The sequence below is a fragment of the Bacillus sp. FSL K6-0923 genome (assembly GCF_038630825.1).
GTDB classification, from domain to species: Bacteria; Bacillota; Bacilli; order Bacillales; family Bacillaceae; genus Bacillus; species Bacillus pumilus.
The window spans coordinates 3690944-3713673 of sequence record NZ_CP152044.1; the positions used below are offsets into that span (position 1 = coordinate 3690944).

The 22730-nt window shown below is 40.7% G+C and carries 25 protein-coding genes; 3 read left to right on the plus strand and 22 right to left on the minus strand.

Annotated elements, in window-relative coordinates:
* Positions 1–16: 16 nt before the first annotated feature.
* The 10 genes from wrbA to MHI16_RS18935 all read right to left on the minus strand — a co-directional run bounded on the left by wrbA (position 17) and on the right by MHI16_RS18935 (position 7943).
* Positions 17–685 carry an NAD(P)H:quinone oxidoreductase gene (gene wrbA / locus MHI16_RS18890; protein WP_058013194.1) on the minus strand — a complete coding sequence of 223 codons (669 nt, stop codon included), beginning with the start codon at positions 683–685 and terminating at the stop codon, positions 17–19.
* A gap of 18 nt (positions 686–703) precedes the next feature.
* Positions 704–1312, minus strand: coding sequence for an alpha/beta hydrolase (locus MHI16_RS18895; RefSeq protein ID WP_058013193.1), 609 nt, complete (start codon positions 1310–1312; stop codon positions 704–706).
* Positions 1309–2280 (minus strand): ring-cleaving dioxygenase, encoded by a 972-nt coding sequence (locus MHI16_RS18900; protein WP_058013192.1) that lies wholly within the window; start codon positions 2278–2280, stop codon positions 1309–1311. Before MHI16_RS18900 ends, MHI16_RS18895 begins: the two co-directional genes overlap by 4 nt.
* Before the next feature lie 191 nt (positions 2281–2471).
* Positions 2472–3989: an osmoprotectant update ABC transporter permease/substrate-binding subunit OpuFB gene (opuFB, locus tag MHI16_RS18905; protein WP_058013191.1), complete on the minus strand. Its 1518-nt coding sequence runs from the start codon at positions 3987–3989 to the stop codon at positions 2472–2474.
* Positions 3982–4947, minus strand: a complete 966-nt coding sequence (locus MHI16_RS18910; protein WP_058013190.1) for an ABC transporter ATP-binding protein — start codon at positions 4945–4947, stop codon at positions 3982–3984. Before MHI16_RS18910 ends, opuFB begins: the two co-directional genes overlap by 8 nt.
* Positions 4948–5157: 210 nt before the next feature.
* Positions 5158–5397 (minus strand): 30S ribosomal protein S18, encoded by a 240-nt coding sequence (gene rpsR, locus MHI16_RS18915; protein ID WP_008347556.1) that lies wholly within the window; start codon positions 5395–5397, stop codon positions 5158–5160.
* Positions 5398–5441: 44 nt separating this feature from the next.
* Positions 5442–5987, minus strand: a complete 546-nt coding sequence (ssbA, locus tag MHI16_RS18920) for a single-stranded DNA-binding protein SsbA (RefSeq protein WP_003215157.1) — start codon at positions 5985–5987, stop codon at positions 5442–5444.
* Between the two features lie 36 nt (positions 5988–6023).
* Positions 6024–6311: a 30S ribosomal protein S6 gene (rpsF, locus tag MHI16_RS18925; RefSeq protein WP_003215073.1), complete on the minus strand. Its 288-nt coding sequence runs from the start codon at positions 6309–6311 to the stop codon at positions 6024–6026.
* Positions 6312–6419: 108 nt separating this feature from the next.
* Positions 6420–7520, minus strand: coding sequence for a redox-regulated ATPase YchF (gene ychF, locus MHI16_RS18930; RefSeq protein WP_058013189.1), 1101 nt, complete (start codon positions 7518–7520; stop codon positions 6420–6422).
* A 216-nt stretch (positions 7521–7736) separates the two neighbouring features.
* A complete protein-coding gene (locus MHI16_RS18935; RefSeq protein ID WP_058013188.1) occupies positions 7737–7943 on the minus strand; it encodes a DUF951 domain-containing protein in 207 nt (68 codons plus the stop codon).
* A 294-nt stretch (positions 7944–8237) separates the two neighbouring features.
* Between MHI16_RS18935 and MHI16_RS18940 the strand changes: the two genes are divergently transcribed.
* Together MHI16_RS18940 and MHI16_RS18945 are read left to right on the plus strand one after the other, a co-directional pair.
* Complete coding sequence (locus MHI16_RS18940; RefSeq protein ID WP_058013187.1) at positions 8238–9557, plus strand: hypothetical protein; 1320 nt, start codon at positions 8238–8240, stop codon at positions 9555–9557.
* Positions 9558–9572: 15 nt separating this feature from the next.
* Positions 9573–9983 carry a hypothetical protein gene (locus MHI16_RS18945; protein WP_044139037.1) on the plus strand — a complete coding sequence of 137 codons (411 nt, stop codon included), beginning with the start codon at positions 9573–9575 and terminating at the stop codon, positions 9981–9983.
* Positions 9984–10008: 25 nt separating this feature from the next.
* On the opposite strand, the gene MHI16_RS18950 is transcribed toward MHI16_RS18945, so the two are convergent.
* Positions 10009–11064: a hypothetical protein gene (locus MHI16_RS18950; RefSeq protein ID WP_081042246.1), complete on the minus strand. Its 1056-nt coding sequence runs from the start codon at positions 11062–11064 to the stop codon at positions 10009–10011.
* 72 nt (positions 11065–11136) lie between these two features.
* Between MHI16_RS18950 and yyaC the strand changes: the two genes are divergently transcribed.
* Positions 11137–11763 carry a spore protease YyaC gene (gene yyaC, locus MHI16_RS18955; RefSeq protein ID WP_058013185.1) on the plus strand — a complete coding sequence of 209 codons (627 nt, stop codon included), beginning with the start codon at positions 11137–11139 and terminating at the stop codon, positions 11761–11763.
* 25 nt (positions 11764–11788) lie between these two features.
* Here yyaC and MHI16_RS18960 read toward each other — a convergent pair whose 3' ends face one another.
* The 11 genes from MHI16_RS18960 to rpmH form a co-directional block, all read right to left on the minus strand.
* Positions 11789–12643 (minus strand): ParB/RepB/Spo0J family partition protein, encoded by an 855-nt coding sequence (locus MHI16_RS18960; protein ID WP_058013184.1) that lies wholly within the window; start codon positions 12641–12643, stop codon positions 11789–11791.
* The gene (gene soj, locus MHI16_RS18965) at positions 12636–13397 is read right to left on the minus strand and encodes a sporulation initiation inhibitor protein Soj (RefSeq protein WP_034620351.1); all 762 of its coding nucleotides are present in this window, start codon (positions 13395–13397) and stop codon (positions 12636–12638) included. The genes MHI16_RS18960 and soj overlap by 8 nt, the downstream gene beginning before the upstream one ends.
* Before the next feature lie 235 nt (positions 13398–13632).
* A complete protein-coding gene (locus MHI16_RS18970) occupies positions 13633–14457 on the minus strand; it encodes an orthopoxovirus pf05708 family protein (RefSeq protein WP_058013183.1) in 825 nt (274 codons plus the stop codon).
* 118 nt (positions 14458–14575) lie between these two features.
* Entirely contained in the window at positions 14576–15451 is an 876-nt protein-coding gene (noc, locus tag MHI16_RS18975; RefSeq protein WP_003214896.1) for a nucleoid occlusion protein, read from the minus strand.
* Between the two features lie 105 nt (positions 15452–15556).
* Complete coding sequence (rsmG, locus tag MHI16_RS18980; protein ID WP_058013182.1) at positions 15557–16276, minus strand: 16S rRNA (guanine(527)-N(7))-methyltransferase RsmG; 720 nt, start codon at positions 16274–16276, stop codon at positions 15557–15559.
* A gap of 13 nt (positions 16277–16289) precedes the next feature.
* Positions 16290–18176 (minus strand): tRNA uridine-5-carboxymethylaminomethyl(34) synthesis enzyme MnmG, encoded by a 1887-nt coding sequence (mnmG, locus tag MHI16_RS18985; RefSeq protein WP_058013181.1) that lies wholly within the window; start codon positions 18174–18176, stop codon positions 16290–16292.
* Positions 18177–18193: 17 nt separating this feature from the next.
* Positions 18194–19573, minus strand: coding sequence for a tRNA uridine-5-carboxymethylaminomethyl(34) synthesis GTPase MnmE (gene mnmE, locus MHI16_RS18990; RefSeq protein ID WP_058013180.1), 1380 nt, complete (start codon positions 19571–19573; stop codon positions 18194–18196).
* A 403-nt stretch (positions 19574–19976) separates the two neighbouring features.
* Positions 19977–20600, minus strand: coding sequence for an RNA-binding cell elongation regulator Jag/EloR (jag, locus tag MHI16_RS18995; protein ID WP_058013179.1), 624 nt, complete (start codon positions 20598–20600; stop codon positions 19977–19979).
* On the minus strand, positions 20597–21379 hold the full coding sequence (gene spoIIIJ / locus MHI16_RS19000; RefSeq protein ID WP_095117972.1) for a YidC family membrane integrase SpoIIIJ: 783 nt from the start codon (positions 21377–21379) through the stop codon (positions 20597–20599). Before spoIIIJ ends, jag begins: the two co-directional genes overlap by 4 nt.
* Before the next feature lie 158 nt (positions 21380–21537).
* Positions 21538–21897, minus strand: coding sequence for a ribonuclease P protein component (rnpA, locus tag MHI16_RS19005; protein ID WP_003214983.1), 360 nt, complete (start codon positions 21895–21897; stop codon positions 21538–21540).
* Positions 21898–21975: 78 nt separating this feature from the next.
* Complete coding sequence (gene rpmH / locus MHI16_RS19010; RefSeq protein ID WP_008360908.1) at positions 21976–22110, minus strand: 50S ribosomal protein L34; 135 nt, start codon at positions 22108–22110, stop codon at positions 21976–21978.
* Positions 22111–22730: the final 620 nt, after the last annotated feature.

A 22730-nucleotide genomic window follows, 5' to 3' on the forward strand; every position in this document is an offset into this window, starting at 1 on the left:
TTTTTGTATCCATCGATTAAGCGTTTTGACCCTTTTTGATCCATTCTGCTACATTGACTGTACGTTTTGCTTGATGTTTTGCAGCAGCTTCTGCATCCTCTTGAATCTTTCCGTTTTGGTCAACAGTGACACTCACGCCGTAAGGGTTGCCCCCTGCACCGTACAATGAGTCATCTGTGTATCCAGGAGCAGCAATAATCGCTCCCCAGTGGAACATCGTTGTGTAAAGGCTAAGAATGGTCTGTTCCTGCCCGCCATTTGGGTTTTGTGCAGAGGTCATCGCACTTACTGCTTTGTTTGCCAATTTCCCTTGGAACCATAGGCCGCCAGTAGTGTCTAAGAATTGCTTCATTTGAGCCGGTAAGTTACCAAAACGTGTTGGCATGCTAAAGATGATGGCATCTGCCCACTCTAAATCACTTAATTGAACCTCAGGAACATCCTTTGTTTCGTCTAAGTGCGCTTTCCATGCTGGATTTGATGCTACAACTGATTCTGGTGCCAATTCAGCAACCTTTAATACTTTAACTTCGGCGCCTGCTTCTTTCGCTCCAGCCTCTGCCCATTTTGCCATCTGATAGTTTGTACCTGTTGAACTATAATAAATAACTGCTAATTTTACGTTTTCCATTTGTTCCATCTCCTTTTGTTTGGTTTGCCCAAAAAGCTTCTGTAAAAAACCCATCTATATTCCCTACCTTCATTAAAATTGACGACGATACCATAATGCCGCAGCATCGACTTCTTCTCTCGTTAGCTGATGTCCGCGATTTTCCCAATGTAGTGTGACTGAAGCGCCTGCGCCTTTAAGCAATTGCTCGAGCTCTTGTGATTCCTCCGGGCGGCACATTGGATCATTTTCACCAGCTGCGATAAAGACTTGTTTCCCCGCCAATGAAGGCAATGAAACTCCGCGTCTTGGAACCATTGGATGATGCAGGATCGCTCCTTTTAACGCATCCTCGTAATGGAATAAAAGACTTCCTGCAATGTTTGCCCCATTGGAATATCCGAGAGCGACGACATTGTGACGATCGAACCCATATTCATCTGCTGCTTCTCCGATAAATGTATACAGTTCCTCTGTCCGCTCAATTAAATCCTGCTCATCGAATATACCTTCTGCTAAACGTCTGAAAAAACGCGGCATACCGTTTTCCAACACATTTCCTCTCACACTAAGAATAGAAGCGTCAGCATCAACTAAATCGGCAAGCGGCAATAAATCTTCTTCCGTTCCGCCAGTACCATGTAGTAATAACAAAACAGGTCTTTGTTCATTCTTTCCTTTTCGAAAAAGATGTTTCATCATGCATCTCCTTTCCCTTTCAACTCTCTCACTTCTATTGGCAGCACAATTTGTTCAATCTGACTGCGCTGCGCTTCATATTGCGGTGGCAGTTTCAATGCTTCCCCCATAGTTTCCACTGATTCATCGTGTGCAAACCCTGGAGGATCAGTTGCAATTTCAAATAATATGCCGCCAAGCTCTCTAAAATAAATGGCATTGAAGTAATTTCGATCTTGCACAGGTGTCACTTGATACCCGCTTTGTGCAATATGTCTTTGCCAATCTAACTGGTCCTGATCATCTGACGCTCTCCATGCAATATGATGCACCACCCCAACACCCATACGTCCGCGTGCAACTGGTGTCTTGTTCACATCAATGACATTGCCGATCTCACCAAACGAACGGAATCTCACATAGTCCTCTTCTTCTCCAACGCGTTCAAAACCCATTGTTTGTTCTAGCAGCTGCATCGTTTGCTCTGGCTGTGATGTTAATAAAACAGCTCCCCCAAACCCTTTTATCGCAACATCTGGCGTAACGCCGTTAAATGTCCAATCATTTTGTTTTCCCTCCGCGCGTTCTACTAGCTCAATCAACAAGCCGTGTGAATCTTCAAATGAGAGAAAGGCTTCATCAAAGCGTTCGACCATTTCATAAGAAACATCAAACTGCTCAAGACGTTCCTTCCAGAAAGAGAAAGCGCCTGTTGGTACAACATATGTCGTCACGCCCACTTGGCCTGCGCCAATTTGTCCCTTTTGAGCACCTGGCCAAGGGAAAAACGTGATAATCGTTCCCGGAGATCCTCCTTCATTTCCAAAATATAAATGGTAAGTGCCTGGATCATCAAAATTCACGGTCTTCTTCACGAGACGAAGTCCTAAAACACCTGCATAAAAATCAACGTTCTCTTGAGGATGCCCTACAATTGCTGTGATATGGTGAATTCCTTCTGTTTTCTTCACTTCTAATGACCTCCTAATCATGAAGTAACAAGCCTCTATTCATTATGTCTTTACTGACGTCTTTATATTATCTCGAATTCGAGATATTAAACCAAAAAAATATATTTATCTCGAATTAAGGATATGCTGTTTTTAAATAAAAGTCAACGATTTTTGTGTTTCCTTTTAAAAAAGCAGATCTGCTTTTACATAACAGACCTGCTCTTCCATGATTATCGCAGTAATTTTTTCTTTTTTAAATAGGCTTTCGCTACCTGAAATGCCTCCTTACCTTTCACATTCACTTCATAATTCATTTCTCTCATCTCATCGTCTGTGATTTGACCACCAAGCTTATTGAGAGAAGCCTCAATCTCAGGGTACTCCGTTAATGTCTCCTGCCTTAACAGCGGTGCTCCTTGATATGGTGGGAAAACATGCTGATCATCATCAAGCACCTTTAATTTGTATTGCCTCAATTCACTGTCTGTCGAATACGCATCGACTAAATTGATATCTCCTTTTTGAATCGCTCGATACCGAAGCTTCGGTTCCATCGTCACTACATCATCAAAGGAAAATTGATAGGTCTTTTGAATACCTCGATACCCGTCCTGTCGATCAGAAAATTCTAAGGTGAATCCAGCCTTTATGCGATTCTTGATTTTAGCTAGATCAGAAATATTGGATACATCATATTGATCAGCCAGCGACTGAGGCACGGCTAAAGCATACGTATTGTTGTAAGCCATCGGCTCAAGAAGGCGGAGCTGAAAGGATGATTCCAAACCGTGCCGCGCTTGCTCATACACTTTTTCTTTATCTGTACTTTTCGCTGTTTGTTTGAGGAACTCAGAAATTGCAGTACCCGTAAACTCGGGATAAATGTCAATATCACCAGAACGTAAAGCTTGAAAAACAAAAGACGTCTTGCCAAGACCAGGCTTAAGATTGACTTGAATATCCGTATCCTGTTCAATCAAAAGCTTATACATCGAGATCAGAATTTCAGGCTCTGATCCTAGCTTTCCACCGATAGTGATTTCTTTTTTTTCTTGTTGAAACAGTGCTGGGCCCGCGACAATAGCTCCTGCAATCACAGCAAAAACCGTCACAGAAATCACAGTCTTTTTAAAAGAAATTTTCTCAAACGTACGCAGCACCACATCAAATAAGAGTGCGAGTAAGGCTGCTGGTATAGCGCCAATGACAATGAGTGACATATCATTTCGGTCAATTCCCAGCAAAATCAGACTTCCTAATCCCCCAGCTCCGATCAGTGCGGCAAGAGTGGCAGTTCCCACAATGAGAACCATCCCGGTTCGGATACCTGCCATGATAACTGGCATGGCCAGAGGCAGTTCCACCTTTAATAACCGTTTACGATGATTCATTCCCATGGCAAGCGCCGCTTCTCTCAGGGAAGGATCGACCTCCTGAATACCTGTATATGTATTTCTTAAAATAGGGAGTAGGGCATAAACGACAAGCGCAATAATCGCAGGCACTTGCCCAATCCCAACGAGAGGAATCAGCAGGCCAAGCAGCGCAAGTGACGGGATTGTTTGCAAGACCGCCGTCACCCCAATCACCCACTCTGCAAGCTTTGGCACCCTCGTTAAATAGATACCTAAGGGAATGGCAATCAAAATGGCTAAAAATAAAGCAATAAACGAAATTTGAATATGCTCAAGTAAGGCGTGACCCAATTGTTCTTTTCGGTCCAATAACACATTGATCCAATCATTCATGTGACTCGCCCCTCTCACTAGGTGAATCAGCTAAAAACTGAATCACAGCTTGACGATTCACTAGTCCAATTCGCTCCCCATCCTTTTCCACAGCCAATTCCTCATGCTTTGCCAATTGGGATAAGACCTCATCCAGCGTGGCATGTGCTGTGATCACTTCATAGCCTAAAAGAGCCTCGTGAGCCATTGGTCTAGCCAAGACTTCTAGCTCAAACGCATGATGCCCCGCATGGCGAGCAGCCCCGGAGACAAACTCCCGAACAAAAGCATTGACTGGGTGTTGAACCAATTCCTCTGGACGACCAATCTGCACCACTTTCCCTTCCTTCATGATACAAATTCGATCACCAAGCCTCATCGCCTCCTGCATATCATGTGTCACGAAGACAATGGTCTTTTGAATACGGTGCTGCAAATCAAGCAGATCATCCTGCAATTTCTCCCTTGTTAATGGATCTAACGCACTAAAGGGTTCATCCATCAGGACAATCTCAGGATCAGCTGCAAGTGCACGTGCCACACCGACACGCTGCTGCTGTCCACCAGATAGCTCTGACGGCTTCCGATGTCGATATATAGCTGGATCAAGCCCAACCATCTGCATCAATTCATCCACTCGCTTATTGATCTCATACCGGCTCCATTGTTTGAGCTCTGGTACTACAGCGATATTCTCTTCAATGGTCATATGAGGAAAAAGAGCAATTTGCTGCAGAACATACCCAATATCCCAGCGCAGCTCATACAGGTCATAATCATTTATTTTTTGACCCTTTATGTAAATCTCACCTTCTGTAGAAGAAATGAGACGATTGATCATTTTCAATGTCGTCGTTTTCCCGCTCCCACTAGGTCCAATGAACACAAAAAACTCACCCTTTTGAATCTCTAAATCAACGGATTCAACGGCATAACGCTCATCTGAAAATTGCATCGATACCTTCCTAAATTCAATCATCTTCCCACGCCCTGACTGCAATTATTTTCTAGACTACCAATATGACAGATCGACCCCATATTTGTATAGAACAAACTGTCACTTTTACTCTCTTTTACATACTTCCCCTAAGGTGCCCGCCAAAAACAGCTCTAGTCAGTTCGGCTGAGATCTCCTTGAGACAATAAAAAAAGCGGAGAGCTCGAGGCTCTCCGCTTTTAAGTCAACGACTTACTCACCAGTAACGTATGGAAGTAATGCCATTTGACGTGATTTTTTAATCGCTAATGTCAATTTACGTTGATACTTAGCGCTAGTTCCTGTTACACGACGAGGTAAAATTTTACCACGCTCAGAAACAAACTTTCTAAGAAGATCAACATCTTTGTAATCGATGTGCGTGATACCGTTAGAAGTAAAGAAACATACCTTACGACGTTTCGCACGACCGCCTCTGCGTCCACCTGCCATTTGTTTTCACACCTTTCCTTTAGTCATTAGTTTTTTCAGATCAATTAGAATGGCAAATCATCATCGGAGATGTCAATCGGTTTACCGTCATTCGCAAATGGGTCATCATTGAAGCTATTTCCCTGATTACGATTTTGTTGGTTGCTTTGATTGCCATATGGATTTTGACTTGGTTCATTTCCAAATGGATTCTGATCGTTTTGGCTACCGCCATAATACTGGCCTCCGCTATTACCACCGCCGCTGTATCCACCTGAACCAGCACCGCCGCTCTTAGGCTCAAGAAATTGAACACTTTCAGCTTGAACCTCTGTCACGAAGACACGCTGTCCTTGCTGATTTTCATAGTTTCTTGTCTGCAAACGACCGTCTACACCGGCAAGACTTCCTTTTTTCAAGAAATTAGCCACGTTCTCGGCTTGTCTTCTCCAAGTAACACAGTTAATGAAATCGGCTTCACGCTCTCCAGATTGATTCGTAAACGTACGATTCACAGCTAGAGTAAACGTGGCTACAGCCGCACCATTAGGCGTGTAGCGAAGCTCAGGGTCTTTTGTTAGTCTTCCGACCAATACAACACGGTTTAGCATATTGAAAGACCACCTTTAAATATATATTTCAATGATTTATACTTCTTCTTTAACAACAATGTGGCGAATGATATCGTCACTGATCTTAGCTAAGCGGTCAAATTCTTGAACTGCTGCAGCGTCAGATTGAACGTTTACGATTTGGTAGAAGCCTTCACGGAAATCGTTGATTTCGTATGCGAGACGACGTTTACCCCAATCCTTTGTTCCAGTGATCTCCGCACCGTTAGAAGTTAACACGTTATTGAAACGCTCGATAACTGCTTTTTTAGCCTCATCGTCAACTGTTGGGCGGATGATGTACATAACTTCGTACTTTCTCATCTGATTGCACCTCCTTTTGGTCTAAGCGGCCCTATACGGGCAAGGAGCAATAAATTATATTACTCACAATTGTATATTATAACAAATTACTTGGCCTATGACAAGAACCTATACATTAAAACGGAAATGAATGACGTCTCCATCTTTCACTATATATTCTTTACCTTCTAGACGGACTTTTCCAGCCTCTTTTGCAGCAGACATACCTCCACCAGCAAGTAAATCTTCATATGCAACCGTTTCAGCACGAATAAACCCACGTTCAAAGTCCGTATGAATGATTCCAGCACATTCCGGTGCCTTCATTCCCTTTTTAAACGTCCAAGCGCGTACTTCCTGCTCACCTGCTGTGAAATAAGTAGCTAAACCAAGAAGTGAATAAGATGCTTGAATCAGCTGATCTAGACCTGACTCTTTGATACCAAGCTCTTCAAGGAACATCTGCTTCTCTTCTCCTTCAAGCTCTGCAATTTCAGACTCGATCTTCGCACAAACAACGATGACTTCAGCATTTTCACCAGAAGCAAACTCACGGATTTGCTGCACATATTCGTTGCCGTCATGATCTGCTACTTCATCCTCACTCACATTTGCTACATAAAGAACTGGTTTAGATGTGAGTAAATGAAGCTGTTTCACAAGCTTCTGCTGCTCATCTGTAAATTCTACAGATCTTGCCGATTTCCCAGCTTCAAATGCGTGCATTAGCTTCGACAAAATATCAAATTCAGCTACCGCTTCCTTATCCTTTTGTTTTGCAAGCTTACTGACACGAGCCAAACGTTTTTCAACTGTTTCTAAATCAGCCAAAATCAACTCTAAATTAATGGTTTCGATATCTGACACAGGGTCAACCTTACCTGATACGTGTGTGATGTTATCATCTGCAAAAGCTCTCACTACGTGACAGATCGCATCTACTTGACGAATGTGAGAAAGGAATTTATTCCCTAAACCTTCACCTTTTGAAGCCCCTTTGACAATACCCGCAATATCAGTGAATTCAAAAGCAGTCGGAACTGTCTTTTTCGGCTGCACCAATTCTGTTAGTTTTTGCAAACGTTCGTCTGGAACTTCTACAATTCCGACGTTTGGATCAATGGTACAAAACGGATAGTTAGCAGACTCCGCTCCAGCCTGTGTAATTGCATTAAATAGCGTTGACTTCCCGACGTTAGGTAAGCCAACAATACCAGCTGTTAAAGCCATTCTTTCATCTCCTCTATATCAAACGTGCTCGTTATACTGCGTAATATGAACCTAGAGCAATTATAAGTAGGTTTACATGAAAAGACAAGCTAACCGTTATGCATTATCAATAGAAGAAACATTGCCAAAAAGAATAAATCAATGCTTTAAAACGGGAATTTGCATCTAATTCTTCTATACAAAAGACGAATTTCATTAAAAAAGCATGAGGCCTACTTAAACAGTTGGCTCCTCATGCTTGACGAGAATTTTCTTCAATTTTCGTTCAAAGTCTCTTCTTGGGATCATGACGCTATGCCCGCAACCTTCACATTTAATGCGAATATCCATGCCCAACCGAATCACTTTCCACCGATTGACACCACATGGATGGGGTTTCTTCATTTCAACGACGTCATGCAACCCAAACGCTTTGTCTGCCATCAGCTTTCACCTCTCTTGCTCACTTCATTGAATCTATTGTACAAAAAAACGGCGATGAAGAGCAATGCACAAAACAAAGGCCCTCTTTCAATCGTTCCTCCTTTTCTTTTTTATAGAAAAAACCCTTCTTTTAGATCATTTCATTTGTGACCAATAGTTACTTAAACTCCGCTTTTTTTCAATATTGTCACAAACACTGTAGGTCAAAAGGTTTTTATTGGTAGAACGCTGTGGTTTTTCCATATTTTTTGATTTATGATATCTGCATAAATGTTATGTGAGGGAGCAGGTACGATGGTCAATCGAAAGGATAGATTAACTGATAAAGAATATAAAATCATATCCGATCATGCTGGAAACATAGATAATTACCAGCAGCACCATACGATAGAAATAGGTCAGCAAATGCTCACTGTCCATGATTTTCTCAAGGTCGATCATCAATTATATGGTTTAACGATGCAGCCGGAACAATCAGATGAGTTCATCGTCGCTTTTCACTGTCCGATGCCAAAGCAAATGCCGGTGACCTCGCCACAAGATGTACACACCGCGGCACAGTCATTGCTTAAAACGGATTATGCCTATCCCATTGAAAGGAAGTCCCTTGATGTCAATCGAGATCATGTCTTTTTTAAAGGGAAGGAATACATAGAGCAAGTCAGTCAGAAGCATCCCAATGCAGGTATCTATCTCACTGGACAAGCCCTTGCCGGTGCTGTTTGTGCTTATGTTGCAACAGAACAGTCAGCTGTCAAAAAAGCCGTCACCTTTGATAGCCCCAATATATGGAGCAGTCTGGCGCCTTCGATTCAGCAGAAAGCGCAGCAAGGTCAATATACACGGATCTTGACTGAATATATTCAACCTAGTCATTATGTAGGTTTACTCAATCGTCATGATCATGGAGTTGGTCAAGTGAAGTACACCGTGCCGCCACAGCAGCAAGGCGATGTCCAAGAACCTGTTAAATATAAACAAAGAGAAATTGACACCTTTTTAAAATCAGCTTTTGCGTCTATGAATATAGAATGGAACGAATCCTTTGATACAAATGCTTTTTTAGCGCTTATTTCTGGGAGCTTAAAAGGAAATGGGTATTCATTCCACAAAAATGGATCTGCCCGAATTTTAGATGAACAGCTTGATCATAATACAAGTTTTACAGCTATGCTGTTGCAAGAAATCCATTCTGGACGTGCATATGCACAAAGTGGTCTAGAAATTATCATAAAATCCCATTTACTGAAAAATTCATCCTACGATCTCCAAAGTGTGATTGAACATGAAGTACACACTATATTTGATAAAATCGATGGGATCGATGAAAGTGTAAAAGACGCCGTCCAGCATGTAAAACAAGAGCTCAAAGGACTCGTAGGCTTTGGCCACTATGATTTATTAAGTCCAAGTGATGTGGAAGCACTGATAGAAGAAGTCAGGATGGAACAACATCATTCCTCCTTTTATTCACATGAAAAACAACTGAATGCCCTATACACCTTGAGAGATTACGAACAAGAACTTTCTACCCTTTCAAGACATATGTACACAATGGGTGATGATTACGCCAAGGCAGATAGGCGCCTTGCGATGCAAATGGGTATTCATTAAGAAAGGAGTCGCCGCATGATCAATCAAAATAAACCTCCTAGTGACGCCCAGCGTTTCTTGCAAAATGTGAGTGCCCGCCGATCCATGTCTGTATTTGAAAATCAATCGGCACCACAAACACAAACGCAGTCCCCAGAAGAAATAGCCGCAATTCAGGCCATACGAAGAGAAGGACAGCGAAAGGATCTAAAACGCCTGCTCAAAATGCGGCTGCATGACGAATTAGCAAACACTCGTGTGCACTTGGAGTATCAATTGTCTAAAACCGAAGACATGATCAATCAGACGACCATTGTCAAACAACACATCTCCCAGCATTTAAAAGGACAAGCCATTTCAGAATTAGAGGAACGCCTTCAGCGTCTCAAGCAAATGCCAGTCTATGATGATATCAAAGACGCCATTGACTCTATTCGGATAAAATAAGCACAGCTCTGACAAAGAGAGGTGCTTATTTTATTTTATCAATATAATTTTTAGGGCGAGAAAATATCTTTTTACTTAAAATCGGATATAGCATTAAACACACAAGCAAATAAAGATTCAGCAAGCTATATATCGGATATAAGAAAGCAATTAAATCGGCAAACCCAAGAGATGTCAAAGGTGCCATCAACAGAAGCATCACGAGCACAACCAGCCAGCGGGGCAATGGTACAAAAGAGAGCATTCGGCTCGATAAACCAAATAAACCTGCCGCTGTCGTCGTATAAATGGCTAGACAAAGGACAACAGTCATAAACACAAACAATGATGTCGGCGCTCCTTCTAATACTGTAAACAAAGGAATGCCTTCTGCTGATAGGCTCCCAGAAATATCAACCAGTATTTCGTTATACACGTACGAGATGACCCCAAAAATCAGGCCACTTAATATACTCGCCACTTTTGCCTCGCCAAGGCCCTTCATTTCTTTTCCAACCGAAGACAGCACTGCGACCACAGATAAGATATTCAAAGAAGCAAAGACAATGCTGGCAGGCCAATTATACTGCTGCCCAAAATCGATCCGCCACATATGATCATGGTTCATATAATAAAAAACAAACGCATAGATGAGCCCCGCCACCAAAATTGGTATAATGAAAGCATTCACAGATAAGAGCCCTTTCACATCCCAGAAAAAAATCATAAATGAAAATAAACAAAATGCACCGATACCCACCCAAAATGGCACATGATACATCTCGAGCGTCACTCCGCCACCGGCAATCATGACTGTCGTTGTCGTGAATAAATAAAGGACAATTAAAACGTCATACACTTTAGCCAGCCATGGACCGACAAGTCGCTCTAACACTGGCACAAAGTGATCGGCACGTACCTCATAACTGATTTTTAACACCACATAGGTAGACAGCATGAACATCAATGTAAACAGTAGAATGGCTAGTCCACTATCAATGCCAAAAAACTGCCAAATTTCTTGGCCGGAAGCATACCCCGCTCCTATTAAGCTTCCTAAAATTAAAAGCGTCCACCTTGAACCAGCCTTCCACACAATCATCACCTCATAGGTATAGAATTAAGCTTGTTTCCGTATACTGTTACTAACTACTATGACAAGGAAGTGAGACCTATGAATAGCAAGAACGGTCTTTTTTTTAGAAATAGGGTGAAAGAATACGTGTCCCATACGGATACAAACGCCATTCAACAGCTTAAAAGTATTTTATTCTCGCATCTTCAGAAAGCAGGAAAAAGACCCGTTGCCATCGTTTGTATTGGAACAGACCGCTCAACTGGCGACTCTCTAGGTCCACTTGTTGGTACAAAGCTTTCAAGTCTTGATTTGAAAAAGCTTCATGTATATGGAACGCTCTCTGATCCAGTTCATGCGGTCAATTTAAAAGAAAAGCTCGCTGAAATTGAACAAGCTCATAAACATCCGTTTATTGTAGCGATTGATGCTTGTTTAGGAAGAGTGAAAAGTGTAGGCTCCTTCCAAATTGGAGATGGACCGTTAAAGCCTGGAGCGGGTGTACAAAAGGAGCTGCCAGAGGTAGGAGATATTCATATTAATGGGATCGTCAATGTGAGCGGCTTTATGGAATACTTCGTTCTTCAAAACACACGCCTTCATCTTGTCATGTCTATGGCCAATACACTTTCTGAAAGTCTATCTCATATTGATCAAATGGATTGGACGAGAGAAAAAAACCGTTCTCTTTTCGCACCTATTCAAAATATCACTGGGAGAATATAAAAAAGACCATCTCGTATCAAGATGGTCACTCTGATGCTTCTCTCGTAGAAAGCAATTCCAGGATTCTTTCTAAATCTTCGTTGGAGAGAAATTCAATCTCTATTTTCCCTTTTTTCTTCTGTTTCTTGATCGTCACTGAAGTGCCAAAGTAGTTTTGTAAGAAAGACTCTCTTTCTTTCAACATTCGATCCTTTGGTGCTTCTTTTTTCTTTGTTTCACGTGGAACATTTTCGTTTAACTGCTGAACAAGTTTCTCAACCTGACGTACGTTTAACCCCTCGTCCACGATTTTCTTTACCAATGGCGCCAGCTTATTTTTATTTTTCAAGCTAAGCAATGTTCTTCCATGCCCCATCGATAACGTTCCATCTGCAATCAGCTTTTGTACTTCATCCGGTAAAGTCAAAAGACGGAGATGGTTCGCAATATGCGGTCTGCTCTTCCCTAATCGCTTCGCTAATTCCTCTTGCGTCACACTTAGGTGATCTAGCAAAGAAGCATAGGCTTCCGCTTCTTCCAATGGAGATAAATCCTCGCGTTGCAGGTTTTCTAAAAGGGCAATCTCTCTCATGAGCGTTTCTGAAAATTCTCTGACGATCGCAGGAATCGTTGTCAGACCAGCTTGCTGTGCTGCACGGAAACGACGTTCACCTGCTACAATGTCATATCCTTTAATCGATTTACGAACAATGATGGGCTGTAAAACACCGTGCTGCTGAATGGATTCTTTGAGATCAGACAATGCATCTTCATCAAACGTTTTCCTTGGCTGATATGGGTTTGGACGCAATTCCTTTATTTTGATTTCTTCAACCGTTTCTTCATTTGAGTCTACAGTGTTAAATAATGCATTAATACCCTTTCCAAGACCTTTAGCCATTCGCATCCACTTCCTTTGCTAAGTCTAAATAGACATCTGCACCTCTTGAACGTGGATCATACAAGATAATCGGTTTCCCATGACTAGGCGCTTCACTCAGTCTCACATTTCGCGGAATCACGGTCTGATAGACTTTATCTCTAAAGTATTTCTTCACTTCTTCGATGACTTGAATTCCAAGATTTGTTCGTGCATCAAGCATTGTCAGCAAGACACCTTCAATGGCAAGATCCGTATTTAAATGCTTCTGCACGAGACGAACGGTGTTTAACAATTGGCTCAATCCTTCAAGCGCATAATATTCGCACTGTACCGGGATTAAAACGGAATCGGATGCTGTTAACGCATTAATCGTCAGTAATCCGAGTGATGGCGGGCAGTCAATAATCATATAATCATAATTTTGCTTAACAGATTCAAGTGCTCTCTTCAATCTCACTTCACGTGAAATCGTAGGCACAAGCTCTATTTCAGCCCCTGCAAGCTGTATCGTCGCAGGAATGACATCAAGATTTTCGACCTCTGTCGTCTTAATTACATCAAGAACATCTGCATCATCAACTAAAATATCGTACACGCACTTCTCTACGTCGGCCTTCTCAATCCCAATACCACTCGTGGCATTGCCCTGCGGATCAATATCAACTAACAACACTCGTTTACCTATGTATGCTAAACACGCACTCAAATTAACAGAAGTTGTCGTCTTCCCAACGCCGCCCTTCTGGTTGGTAATCGCTATGATTTTTCCCACGATGTCACCCACTTTCAACTTAACAAGTTTCTCATTCATTCATACTTCCTATTCTATCAAAAAAAGTATGAAACGTTTGCTTTTTTTGTTTCTCCATTATATATTCGTCAGCAAATGTCTATTTTCGTACATGAAAAGACGAACCTAAACGCATTGAAAAATATATCAATATATCTTTTTTCAAAAAAGATGTGCATAAAAAACCCTCACTTCCATCAAAAGTGAGGGGCACTTGTCAAAAATGTAATCCGCCAATTGTACGGCCTTCGTTCACAATAATCTTAGGGGTCACCGTTTTATAGCTTCTCTTTTTTAAGAATCCATAGGGGGTCTTAATGGTAAATGTCGCATGTCCTACAGCATCGCCTGTTTTAGCATAGGCCTGCCACACAATCTTTGAACAATAAGTCGGGTCCAGCGATTGAATTGACATGGTGATGGAGTAACGAGCCTTTGGATGAGCTTTCACATAATCGCGTGCCCATTCTCCTGCCAGGTCTGCTGTGTCTTCTTGATTAATACGAATGACCTTTGTATTGGCATTATAGCGAAACCAGTTAAGAATGGAATCAATCTGAGGATGCTGTCGAAACCCGGGAATAGAAGCAAAGCTTTTCTCATTAATGACGATACCTGCATGTCCAACGATTCCCTTCAAAGCATCAGTGTTTGTCACCAATATATCCCCTTTTTTAGGCAAAATATCAGTACCAGGATACGGCTTTCCTAAAAGGCGCTTGATGGTGTGCGGCTTTTCATCCGTCACAAACTCATCCTGCTTGTTTTGTTGTAAGCCATAATCCTTCAAATGATCGCCAGCTGAAATCAAGTCAATTGTGTCATCCTGAGACTCATGATCATGATTTAATTGATCTAAAGTGATCTCTTTCGAAACAGCACCTTGTTTCTTCAGGACGTTCAGTTCTTTTTTGGTCAGTGGACTTTCTTCTGCAGGAACGGTTGGCGAATTCACAGCAAATGTGGTTGTTTCATTTGTAAAAAGAAAAAAAGAAAATAGTAAATAACAAATAATAACAAAATTCATCTTTTTCATTTTCATCGAGTTGTGTCACCTCCTTTCTTCTATGAAAATCACATTTTACCAATTTATGATTAATAAGTAAATATAATGTAGAGTCAACAAAAAAAGCTGACGAGTGGCTCTCATCAGCTTTTTTCTATTTAGGAATGCGAATTGTTAATTGGATATATTCCTCAAATTCCTCTTCCTCGGTATTTATTTTAAGCCCGCTGTCTTCTACCATATGGAGAGACTGACGAATGGTATTCATCGCAATTCGTGTATCACGACTAAACGCCTTACGTTTTGGCTTCGGTTTGCGATCTGTTTTTTGTTCAAGCATTTTCACTACACGCTCTTCAGTCTGTTTTACATTCAGCTGCTTTTCGATGATTTCCTGCAATAGCGCGATTTGTAATTCTGGAAGCTTTAGGGGTACAAGTGAACGTGCATGCCTTTCAGAGATTTTTTTCTCTAAAATGGCCTGTTGTACCTCTTCAGGCAACTTTAAAAGTCTTAATTTGTTTGCAACAGTTGATTGTCCCTTACCTAAACGCTGAGCAAGCGCTTCCTGTGTTAAATCATGAAGCTCTAAAAGACGTGCATAGGCATGAGCCTCTTCAATAGCAGACAGCTCTTCTCTTTGCAAATTTTCAATCAATGCCACAGATGCCGTTTCCGTATCAGTAAAATCTTTTATAATAGCGGGGATTTTCTCCCAATGAAGAGTCTGTACCGCTCTCCAACGTCTTTCGCCGGCGATCAGTTCATATTTTCCTTCTTCTTCTGTCGGTCTGACAACAATAGGTTGAATAATGCCATGGGTATGAATCGTCGTGGCCAGCTCATGTATCTTTTCTTCTGAAAAAATGGTGCGTGGCTGAAAACGGTTTGGCATAATTGTGTCGACCGGGAGCTCCTGTATCTCTTCCTTTAATGTATCATGCTCAGCAATCTCTGCCTCTATTTCGGTTTCACGCTCAGGATGTTCTTTGTCACCAAGCCCGAAGAAGCGTGAGAGTGAATGCTTCATGAACCTACACCACCTTTAAAAACTACCTTTTTATAATTCTATTTTCTCATGTTTTTTCCTTCTGTAAAATCTTAAATATTGAAGAAAAATCGACCTTTTACATGATCAACCTTCTATTGGTGATTTATTAGGTGTTCCTGGTTTTCTAGGATATTTTTTTGGTGTTTGCTTTTTCTTTTCAATGACAATGATGTTCCGTTCGCTTTCTTCTAAAGGAAGAACAAAGGAATGCTTTTCAACAACCTCTCCTCCGAGGACAGTAACGGCTTTCTTTCCTGCTTGCATTTCTTCATCAGCAGCAGATGCTTTTAATGCCACAAACAACCCTTCCTTTTTTACAAGGGGCAGACATAGTTCGCTCAAGACGGATAAACGCGCAACTGCTCTAGCAGTGACAAGATCATAGCTTTCACGCTTTTCCTTACGTTGTCCAAACGTCTCCGCACGATCATGATAAAAAGTAGTATCTTGTAAGTTTAACCCTTTTGCTAACTCATTAAGAAACGTAATTCGTTTCTGAAGAGAATCAACAATGGTCACATGTAGATGAGGGAAGCAAATTTTAAGAGGAATGCTTGGGAAACCAGCACCAGCTCCAATATCGCAAATCGTCGTCACTTTGTGAAAATCAATGAAAAATGATGCGGAAATGGAATCATAAAAATGCTTTAAATACACTTCTTCCTTTTCAGTAATGGACGTCAAATTCATTTTCTCGTTCCATTCTACAAGCATGCGGAAGTAAATTTCAAATTGTTCAAGCTGCACAGGAGAAAGAGTCATCCCTTTCTCCTCTAGTGCTGCTGTAAATTGTTCAATGTTCATGCCGACATCCTTTCTATTCTGCTATCTTCGCAATACGTCCCTGCTCTAAATATACTAAAAGGATAGAAATATCAGCAGGGTTAACGCCTGAAATACGAGAAGCCTGTGCAACAGAAAGCGGTCGGACTTCTTTCAGTTTTTGTTTCGCTTCAGTTGCAATTCCTTTGATTGCATCATAATCAATACGATCAGGAATCTTTTTGTTCTCCATCTTTTTCAGCTTTTCAACTTGTTGGAGTGACTTTTCGATATAACCTTCGTATTTAATTTGAATCTCTACCTGCTCACACACATCAGAAGGTAGCGGTGTTTCAGCAGGAGCTAACTTCACAACTGATTCATAGTTCATTTCTGGACGCTTCATTAAATCACTTGCACGAATACCGTCCTTCAGCTCACTTCCACCAAGTGAACGAATAAATTCTTGTGTCTCAGCTGTAGGTTTGATGATGACTGAATATAGACGTTTTTTCTCTGCTTCAATGGCTTCTTTTTTCTGCTGGAATGCTTGGAATCTTTCTTGAGATATTAATCCAATATGATAGCCCAGTTCAGTTAATCTTAAATCCGCATTGTCATGACGAAGAAGCAAACGATATTCTGCACGGGATGTTAAAAGACGGTAAGGTTCATTTGTTCCCTTTGTGACAAGATCATCAATGAGAACACCGATATATGCATCAGATCGGCTTAAAATGACTTCTTCTTTACCCAATGCTTTTCTTCCTGCATTAATACCTGCCATAATTCCTTGACCTGCTGCTTCCTCGTAGCCAGACGTACCATTAATTTGGCCAGCTGTATATAATCCAGAAATTTTCTTCGTCTCGAGTGTAGGCCACAACTGAGTAGGCACAATTGCATCATACTCAATGGCATAACCCGCTCTCATCATTTGTACATTTTCGAGCCCTGGGATGGTAGAAAGCATGCGCTGCTGTACATCCTCTGGAAGACTTGTAGATAATCCTTGAACATACACTTCCTGCGTATTACGACCTTCTGGCTCTAAGAAAATTTGATGTCTCGGTTTGTCATTGAAACGAACCACTTTATCTTCAATGGAAGGACAGTATCTAGGACCAGTTCCTTTAATCATACCTGAATACATTGGAGAACGGTGAAGATTCTCATCAATAATTTGATGTGTTTCTAAACTCGTATATGTTAACCAGCATGGCAGTTGGTCTGTTATATATTCAACCGTTTCATAGGAGAACGCCCGCGGAACGTCATCACCTGGTTGAATTTCTGTTTTACTATAGTCAATCGAGTGACTATTCACTCGAGGAGGTGTTCCTGTTTTAAAGCGAACCAAATCGAATCCTAACTCTGCTAGGTGATCCGATAATTTGATCGATGGCTGCTGGTTATTAGGACCACTTGAATACGATAGATCCCCTAAAATAATGCGGCCTTTTAAGAAAGTCCCAGTCGTTAATACAACAGACTTCGCACGATAGTTAGCCCCTGTTTGTGTAACGACACCTTTACATTCATCATCTTCTACAATTAAATGATCCACCATACCTTGAAGCATTGTCAGGTTCGGTTCATTTTCCATTGTTTTTTTCATTTCATGCTGATATTGGAACTTGTCTGCTTGCGCTCTTAAAGCACGAACAGCAGGTCCTTTCCCCGTATTCAGCATGCGCATTTGAATATGCGTTTTATCTATATTTCGTGCCATTTCTCCGCCCAATGCATCAATTTCTCTAACGACAATCCCTTTTGCAGGACCGCCTACGGACGGATTACATGGCATAAAAGCAACCATATCGAGGTTGATAGTCAATACAAGTGTTTTAGCGCCCTGTCTTGCAGAAGCAAGAGCAGCCTCAACCCCAGCATGACCGGCACCCACGACGATGACGTCATAATTGCCAGCTTCATAACCCATTTCTTATGTTCCTCCCTTTACTTTCCTAAACAGAATTGAGAGAATAACTGATCAATCAAGCTTTCATGAACAGCATCTCCTATAATTTCACCGAGCTGTTCCCAGCAACGTGTTAAATCTATTTGAACAATGTCGATTGGTACGTCCATTTCAATTCCTTCAAGAGCATCCTCAATTGATTTTTTTGCTGCCTGAAGTAAGGCAATATGCCTTGTATTACTTACATACGTTAAATCTCCACTTTCAATTGATCCAGTGAAGAACAAAGATTGAATCGCCATTTCAAGCTCATCAATGCCCTTTTCTTGTAATAATGATGTAGTGACCACCGGACGATCCTTTGCTAACTGCTTGACCTTTTCTACATCAAGCTTAGGCTCAAGGTCTGTCTTATTCACAATCACGATGATATCCATACCTGAGACAGCCTCAAAAAGCTTAATATCTTCTTCTGATAATTCTTCGCTATAATTGAGCACAAGTAAAATCAGGTCAGCTTCTTTTAAGACCTGTCTAGATCGTTCAACCCCTATGCGCTCAACAATGTCCTCTGTCTCACGTATACCCGCAGTATCGACTAGACGGAGAGGTACACCTCTTACATTCACATATTCCTCAATAACATCTCTCGTAGTTCCAGGAATATCTGTGACAATGGCCTTTGTTTCCTGTACAAGGCTATTCAGCAAGGAAGACTTGCCAACATTCGGCCTTCCTATAATGACAGTGGATAAGCCCTCTCGAAGGATTTTCCCTTGCTGGGAAGTCGAGAGAAGCGACTCAATTTCTTTTTTGACCGATGTCGCTTTTTCCACTAAGACGCGGTGTGTCATTTCTTCCACATCGTCATACTCAGGGTAGTCAATATTGACTTCAATATGCGCCAGTGTTTCCAGGATCTCGCCGCGCAGTCGCTGAACCAAACCGGAGAGACGTCCCTCCATTTGAGTAATTGCTACATTCATCGCTCGATCCGTCTTTGCCCGAATCAAGTCCATGACAGCCTCTGCTTGCGATAGATCTATTCTTCCATTTAAGAAAGCACGCTTTGTGAACTCACCTGGCTCCGCTAATCTTGCTCCTTCTCTTAAAGCAAGCTGCAATACTTTATTGACCGTTACAATTCCGCCATGGCAGTTAATCTCAATAACGTCTTCTCTCGTAAATGTTTTTGGCGCTCGAAGTACTGACACCATGACCTCTTCTATTACTTGATCAGTCCTTGCATCCACGATATGACCATAATGAATGGTATGAGAATCCACTGATACAAGTTTTTTCTCCTTAGGCCCTTTATACATCCGATCAGCGATCTGTACCGCCTCAGGCCCACTTAAACGAATAATCGCAATTGCTCCTTCACCCATCGGTGTCGAAATGGCTGCAATTGTATCCATCGCTCAATCACCTCTTTCTCTACTTTAATAGACAGTCTTTTATCTATTAAATGGACGTTGTCCATCTCTATATCAAAAACGCTTAATCCAAAATTTAAAGATACCATAAATGAAAGCGAAGTGAAAGTATCCTCTATCTAATTATCCACAGCTTTGCATCCTATCTATTTTAACACTTAACTTATCCACATGTGAATAACGACGTTCTAAACTTATCTTCACATCTTACACCGAAACACAATAAATTTAAACGCCCTGATGCCTTTGTTTACTTGTAAAAATGACATTTTCCACTCGAATTACATCCTAACTTTTTAGAAATAAAGGATGAATCTTCTATAGAAACACAATTTTTCAATAAAAAAAGACTAAAATCCAGCTTTGCTGAATTCTAGTCTTTCTGTTATTTTTTATACAGCACCACTACATGACGCTTACTGCCTGTATCTTCCGATGCCGTTGCTAGTTCTTTAGAAAAAGTAGCAATCGTATCATGAATTACTTTTCGTTCGTTCGAAGGCATTGGTTCAAAATGAACCTTTCTCTTCGTTTTTAAAACTTTGTTTGCCATCTTGACGGCATATTGTTCAAGTGCTTCTTGTCGCTTCTTCCTATAATCTCCAATATCGATGGTAATATGATGATACTGATCAGAATAGCGATTAAACACTAGCTGTACCAAGGTTTCTAAAGAGTACAAAGTTTGTCCTCTTTTTCCAATCATTAATGACGTTTTATCTCCATCAATGTGGAAAGAAATCTTTTTCGGTTCCTGTTTGGAAATAATTTTCGCTTTAGGATCAATTGATTTAACAATATTATCTAAATACTGTGTAGCTAATTTAAGAGCATTTCTCTTTTCTATCAACTTGACTACAGCTTGTCTTTTGCCAAATAATCCTAAGAACCCTTTATTTCCTTCATCCACAATTGTGATATCTACTTCTTCTTTTAGAAGCTGAATTTGCTTAAGTCCGGAATCTACTGCTTCTTCGATTGTACGACCGACAGCAGTTATTTCCTTCATTTTTTATTCCCGCCAGCTTTTTCTTTTGTATCTAATTTTACTTGAGGAGTTTTAATCACTAATGTTTGGATGATCATGAAAATGTTACCTACAACCCAGTACAATGAAAGTGCTGCTGGGAAACTAATAGCAAATACAATGATCATAATCGGCATAACCCATAACATGATCGCCATCTGAGGGTTGTCCGAAGGATTTCCAGCCATCATCAGTTTTTGCTGAATGAAAGTAGCTACCCCCGCAATGATCGGTAATAGGAACAATGGATCTGGACTGCCTAAGTCAAACCATAAGAATGTATGCTTTTTAATTTCTGCTGTTCTCATAATCGCATGATAAAAACCGATTAGGATTGGCATCTGAATTAAAATCGGGAAACAGCCAGCTAATGGATTGACGCCATTTTTTTGGAAAAGGGCCATTGTTTCCTGCTGTAGCTGCTGCTGAGTTTTTTGATCTTTAGAGCTATATTTTTCACGAAGCTTTTTCAATTCAGGCTGCAATGCTTGCATTGCTTTTGTACTTCTTAACTGCTTAATCATTAATGGTAAAATGAGCAAGCGGATTAACAGTGTCACAATAATGATCGCAACCCCGTAGTTTTCACCAGTCAAATTTGCCATGTACGTGATTAATTGAGATAGCGGATAAACAATATAAGAGTTCCAGAATCCCTTACTATCTGATGTGATTGGTTCATTAATTTGTGTACATCCTGCCAATAGAACCAATGCGCCAATCAAGCTAAATATTAGTAATAATCGCCTTTTCAACAAGATTCCTCCCATTACTTCAAACTTTATTTAAGTTGGAATTGATTACGAAAGTGACTCACCTAATCAGTATGGTAACATTTTTTCATTACAAAGTGGTGGTTTCATTTTAATTCACTAGATGAAGGAAGCGCTTTTAAAAATTGATTCAACGAAAGTTTCTATTACGAAGACTTTTTCGGTTGTTGTTGATAAACAGCGGATTTTCTAAATAAATGTTGGAGAGACTTCTTTGTTTCTTCAAAGGTCAATTCACTTGCTGGTTTTCTTGCAATGACAATGTAGTCTTTTTCTTGCTTTAACTTATGACCTTCCTCTAAAAACACCTGGCGGATCAGTCGTTTAATTCGATTTCTCATCACTGCATTACCTATCTTCTTACTGACAGACAATCCTAAACGCAGTTCATCTTGATTTGGTTGATCCAGCTGGTAAATAACGAATTGACGATTCGCCATTGATTGACCTTTTTTAAACACTTTTTGAAACTCTTCATTTTTTTTTAGCCTGTTTCGCTTCTTCATGTTTTCTTCCACTCCGATAAAAACTGACAGTTCATTTACGATTTTATGTAAAAAAGACCACTGACATTATTCAGTGGCCTAAGCTGATAATTTTTTTCTACCTTTGCTGCGGCGTCGCTTTAAAACTAGACGTCCGTTCTTAGAACTCATACGGCTGCGGAAGCCATGAACTTTACTACGCTTACGGTTATTTGGTTGAAACGTTCTTTTCATTTATGACACCTCCCTGAGGAATAGCTGTTTAAGACAGTCTAACTCATTATATTTGTGTAACCCATCGATTGTCAATATCAACGATAAAACTCTTATTATCAACCTTATAAGCATAACATAATTTATCAAACGAAGAAACCTTCTTTTTTAGTTTCTAACATTTTATTCTCTTTTTCCTCCTAAAAGGCCTCCAAAACAAGGGTGTGGATATTTTTCCGGCATATTTAGACTATCCACATTCATTATCGACATTTTTTTCACACAAATAACCGGTGTGGATAATTAATTTTCAACAGGATGTAAAGTGTGTGGATAAGTTTGTGACACCCATTGCGCCATCGTGTTTATTTTGATATTATATTTGTGTTTTAACTCTTAATTAATTATCTGACCTATTTATGTTATCCACAAACTGTGGACAACCTGTGGAAAGATATTACACAGCTTGTTGAATTGTTTATCCACAGACTGTGTAATTTGTCGAAAAGACGTTTTTCTACTATATTATTTGTTTTCAACAATGTATGTGCACGAATGGTAATGACCATTTGCTCTTTTTCGTGTTCTATAACAGTTTGATACTGGTCATTTTAAAAAGAAAAGGAGGGGGGAGAAGCCTT

Bases quoted from the DNA above. Each gene is read 5' to 3' on its own strand.
- wrbA (WP_058013194.1), bottom strand. From the start codon at position 685: ATGGGTTTTTTACAGAAGCTTTTTGGGCAAACCAAACAAAAGGAGATG.
- MHI16_RS18895 (WP_058013193.1), bottom strand. From the start codon at position 1,312: ATGATGAAACATCTTTTTCGAAAAGGAAAGAATGAACAAAGACCTGTT.
- MHI16_RS18900 (WP_058013192.1), bottom strand. From the start codon at position 2,280: ATGATTAGGAGGTCATTAGAAGTGAAGAAAACAGAAGGAATTCACCAT.
- opuFB (WP_058013191.1), bottom strand. From the start codon at position 3,989: ATGAATGATTGGATCAATGTGTTATTGGACCGAAAAGAACAATTGGGT.
- MHI16_RS18910 (WP_058013190.1), bottom strand. From the start codon at position 4,947: ATGATTGAATTTAGGAAGGTATCGATGCAATTTTCAGATGAGCGTTAT.
- rpsR (WP_008347556.1), bottom strand. From the start codon at position 5,397: ATGGCAGGTGGACGCAGAGGCGGTCGTGCGAAACGTCGTAAGGTATGT.
- ssbA (WP_003215157.1), bottom strand. From the start codon at position 5,987: ATGCTAAACCGTGTTGTATTGGTCGGAAGACTAACAAAAGACCCTGAG.
- rpsF (WP_003215073.1), bottom strand. From the start codon at position 6,311: ATGAGAAAGTACGAAGTTATGTACATCATCCGCCCAACAGTTGACGAT.
- ychF (WP_058013189.1), bottom strand. From the start codon at position 7,520: ATGGCTTTAACAGCTGGTATTGTTGGCTTACCTAACGTCGGGAAGTCA.
- MHI16_RS18935 (WP_058013188.1), bottom strand. From the start codon at position 7,943: ATGGCAGACAAAGCGTTTGGGTTGCATGACGTCGTTGAAATGAAGAAA.
- MHI16_RS18940 (WP_058013187.1), top strand. From the start codon at position 8,238: ATGGTCAATCGAAAGGATAGATTAACTGATAAAGAATATAAAATCATA.
- MHI16_RS18945 (WP_044139037.1), top strand. From the start codon at position 9,573: ATGATCAATCAAAATAAACCTCCTAGTGACGCCCAGCGTTTCTTGCAA.
- MHI16_RS18950 (WP_081042246.1), bottom strand. From the start codon at position 11,064: ATGATTGTGTGGAAGGCTGGTTCAAGGTGGACGCTTTTAATTTTAGGA.
- yyaC (WP_058013185.1), top strand. From the start codon at position 11,137: ATGAATAGCAAGAACGGTCTTTTTTTTAGAAATAGGGTGAAAGAATAC.
- MHI16_RS18960 (WP_058013184.1), bottom strand. From the start codon at position 12,643: ATGGCTAAAGGTCTTGGAAAGGGTATTAATGCATTATTTAACACTGTA.
- MHI16_RS18970 (WP_058013183.1), bottom strand. From the start codon at position 14,457: ATGAAAATGAAAAAGATGAATTTTGTTATTATTTGTTATTTACTATTT.
- noc (WP_003214896.1), bottom strand. From the start codon at position 15,451: ATGAAGCATTCACTCTCACGCTTCTTCGGGCTTGGTGACAAAGAACAT.
- rsmG (WP_058013182.1), bottom strand. From the start codon at position 16,276: ATGAACATTGAACAATTTACAGCAGCACTAGAGGAGAAAGGGATGACT.
- mnmG (WP_058013181.1), bottom strand. From the start codon at position 18,176: ATGGGTTATGAAGCTGGCAATTATGACGTCATCGTCGTGGGTGCCGGT.
- mnmE (WP_058013180.1), bottom strand. From the start codon at position 19,573: ATGGATACAATTGCAGCCATTTCGACACCGATGGGTGAAGGAGCAATT.
- jag (WP_058013179.1), bottom strand. From the start codon at position 20,600: ATGAAGGAAATAACTGCTGTCGGTCGTACAATCGAAGAAGCAGTAGAT.
- rnpA (WP_003214983.1), bottom strand. From the start codon at position 21,897: ATGAAGAAGCGAAACAGGCTAAAAAAAAATGAAGAGTTTCAAAAAGTG.
- rpmH (WP_008360908.1), bottom strand. From the start codon at position 22,110: ATGAAAAGAACGTTTCAACCAAATAACCGTAAGCGTAGTAAAGTTCAT.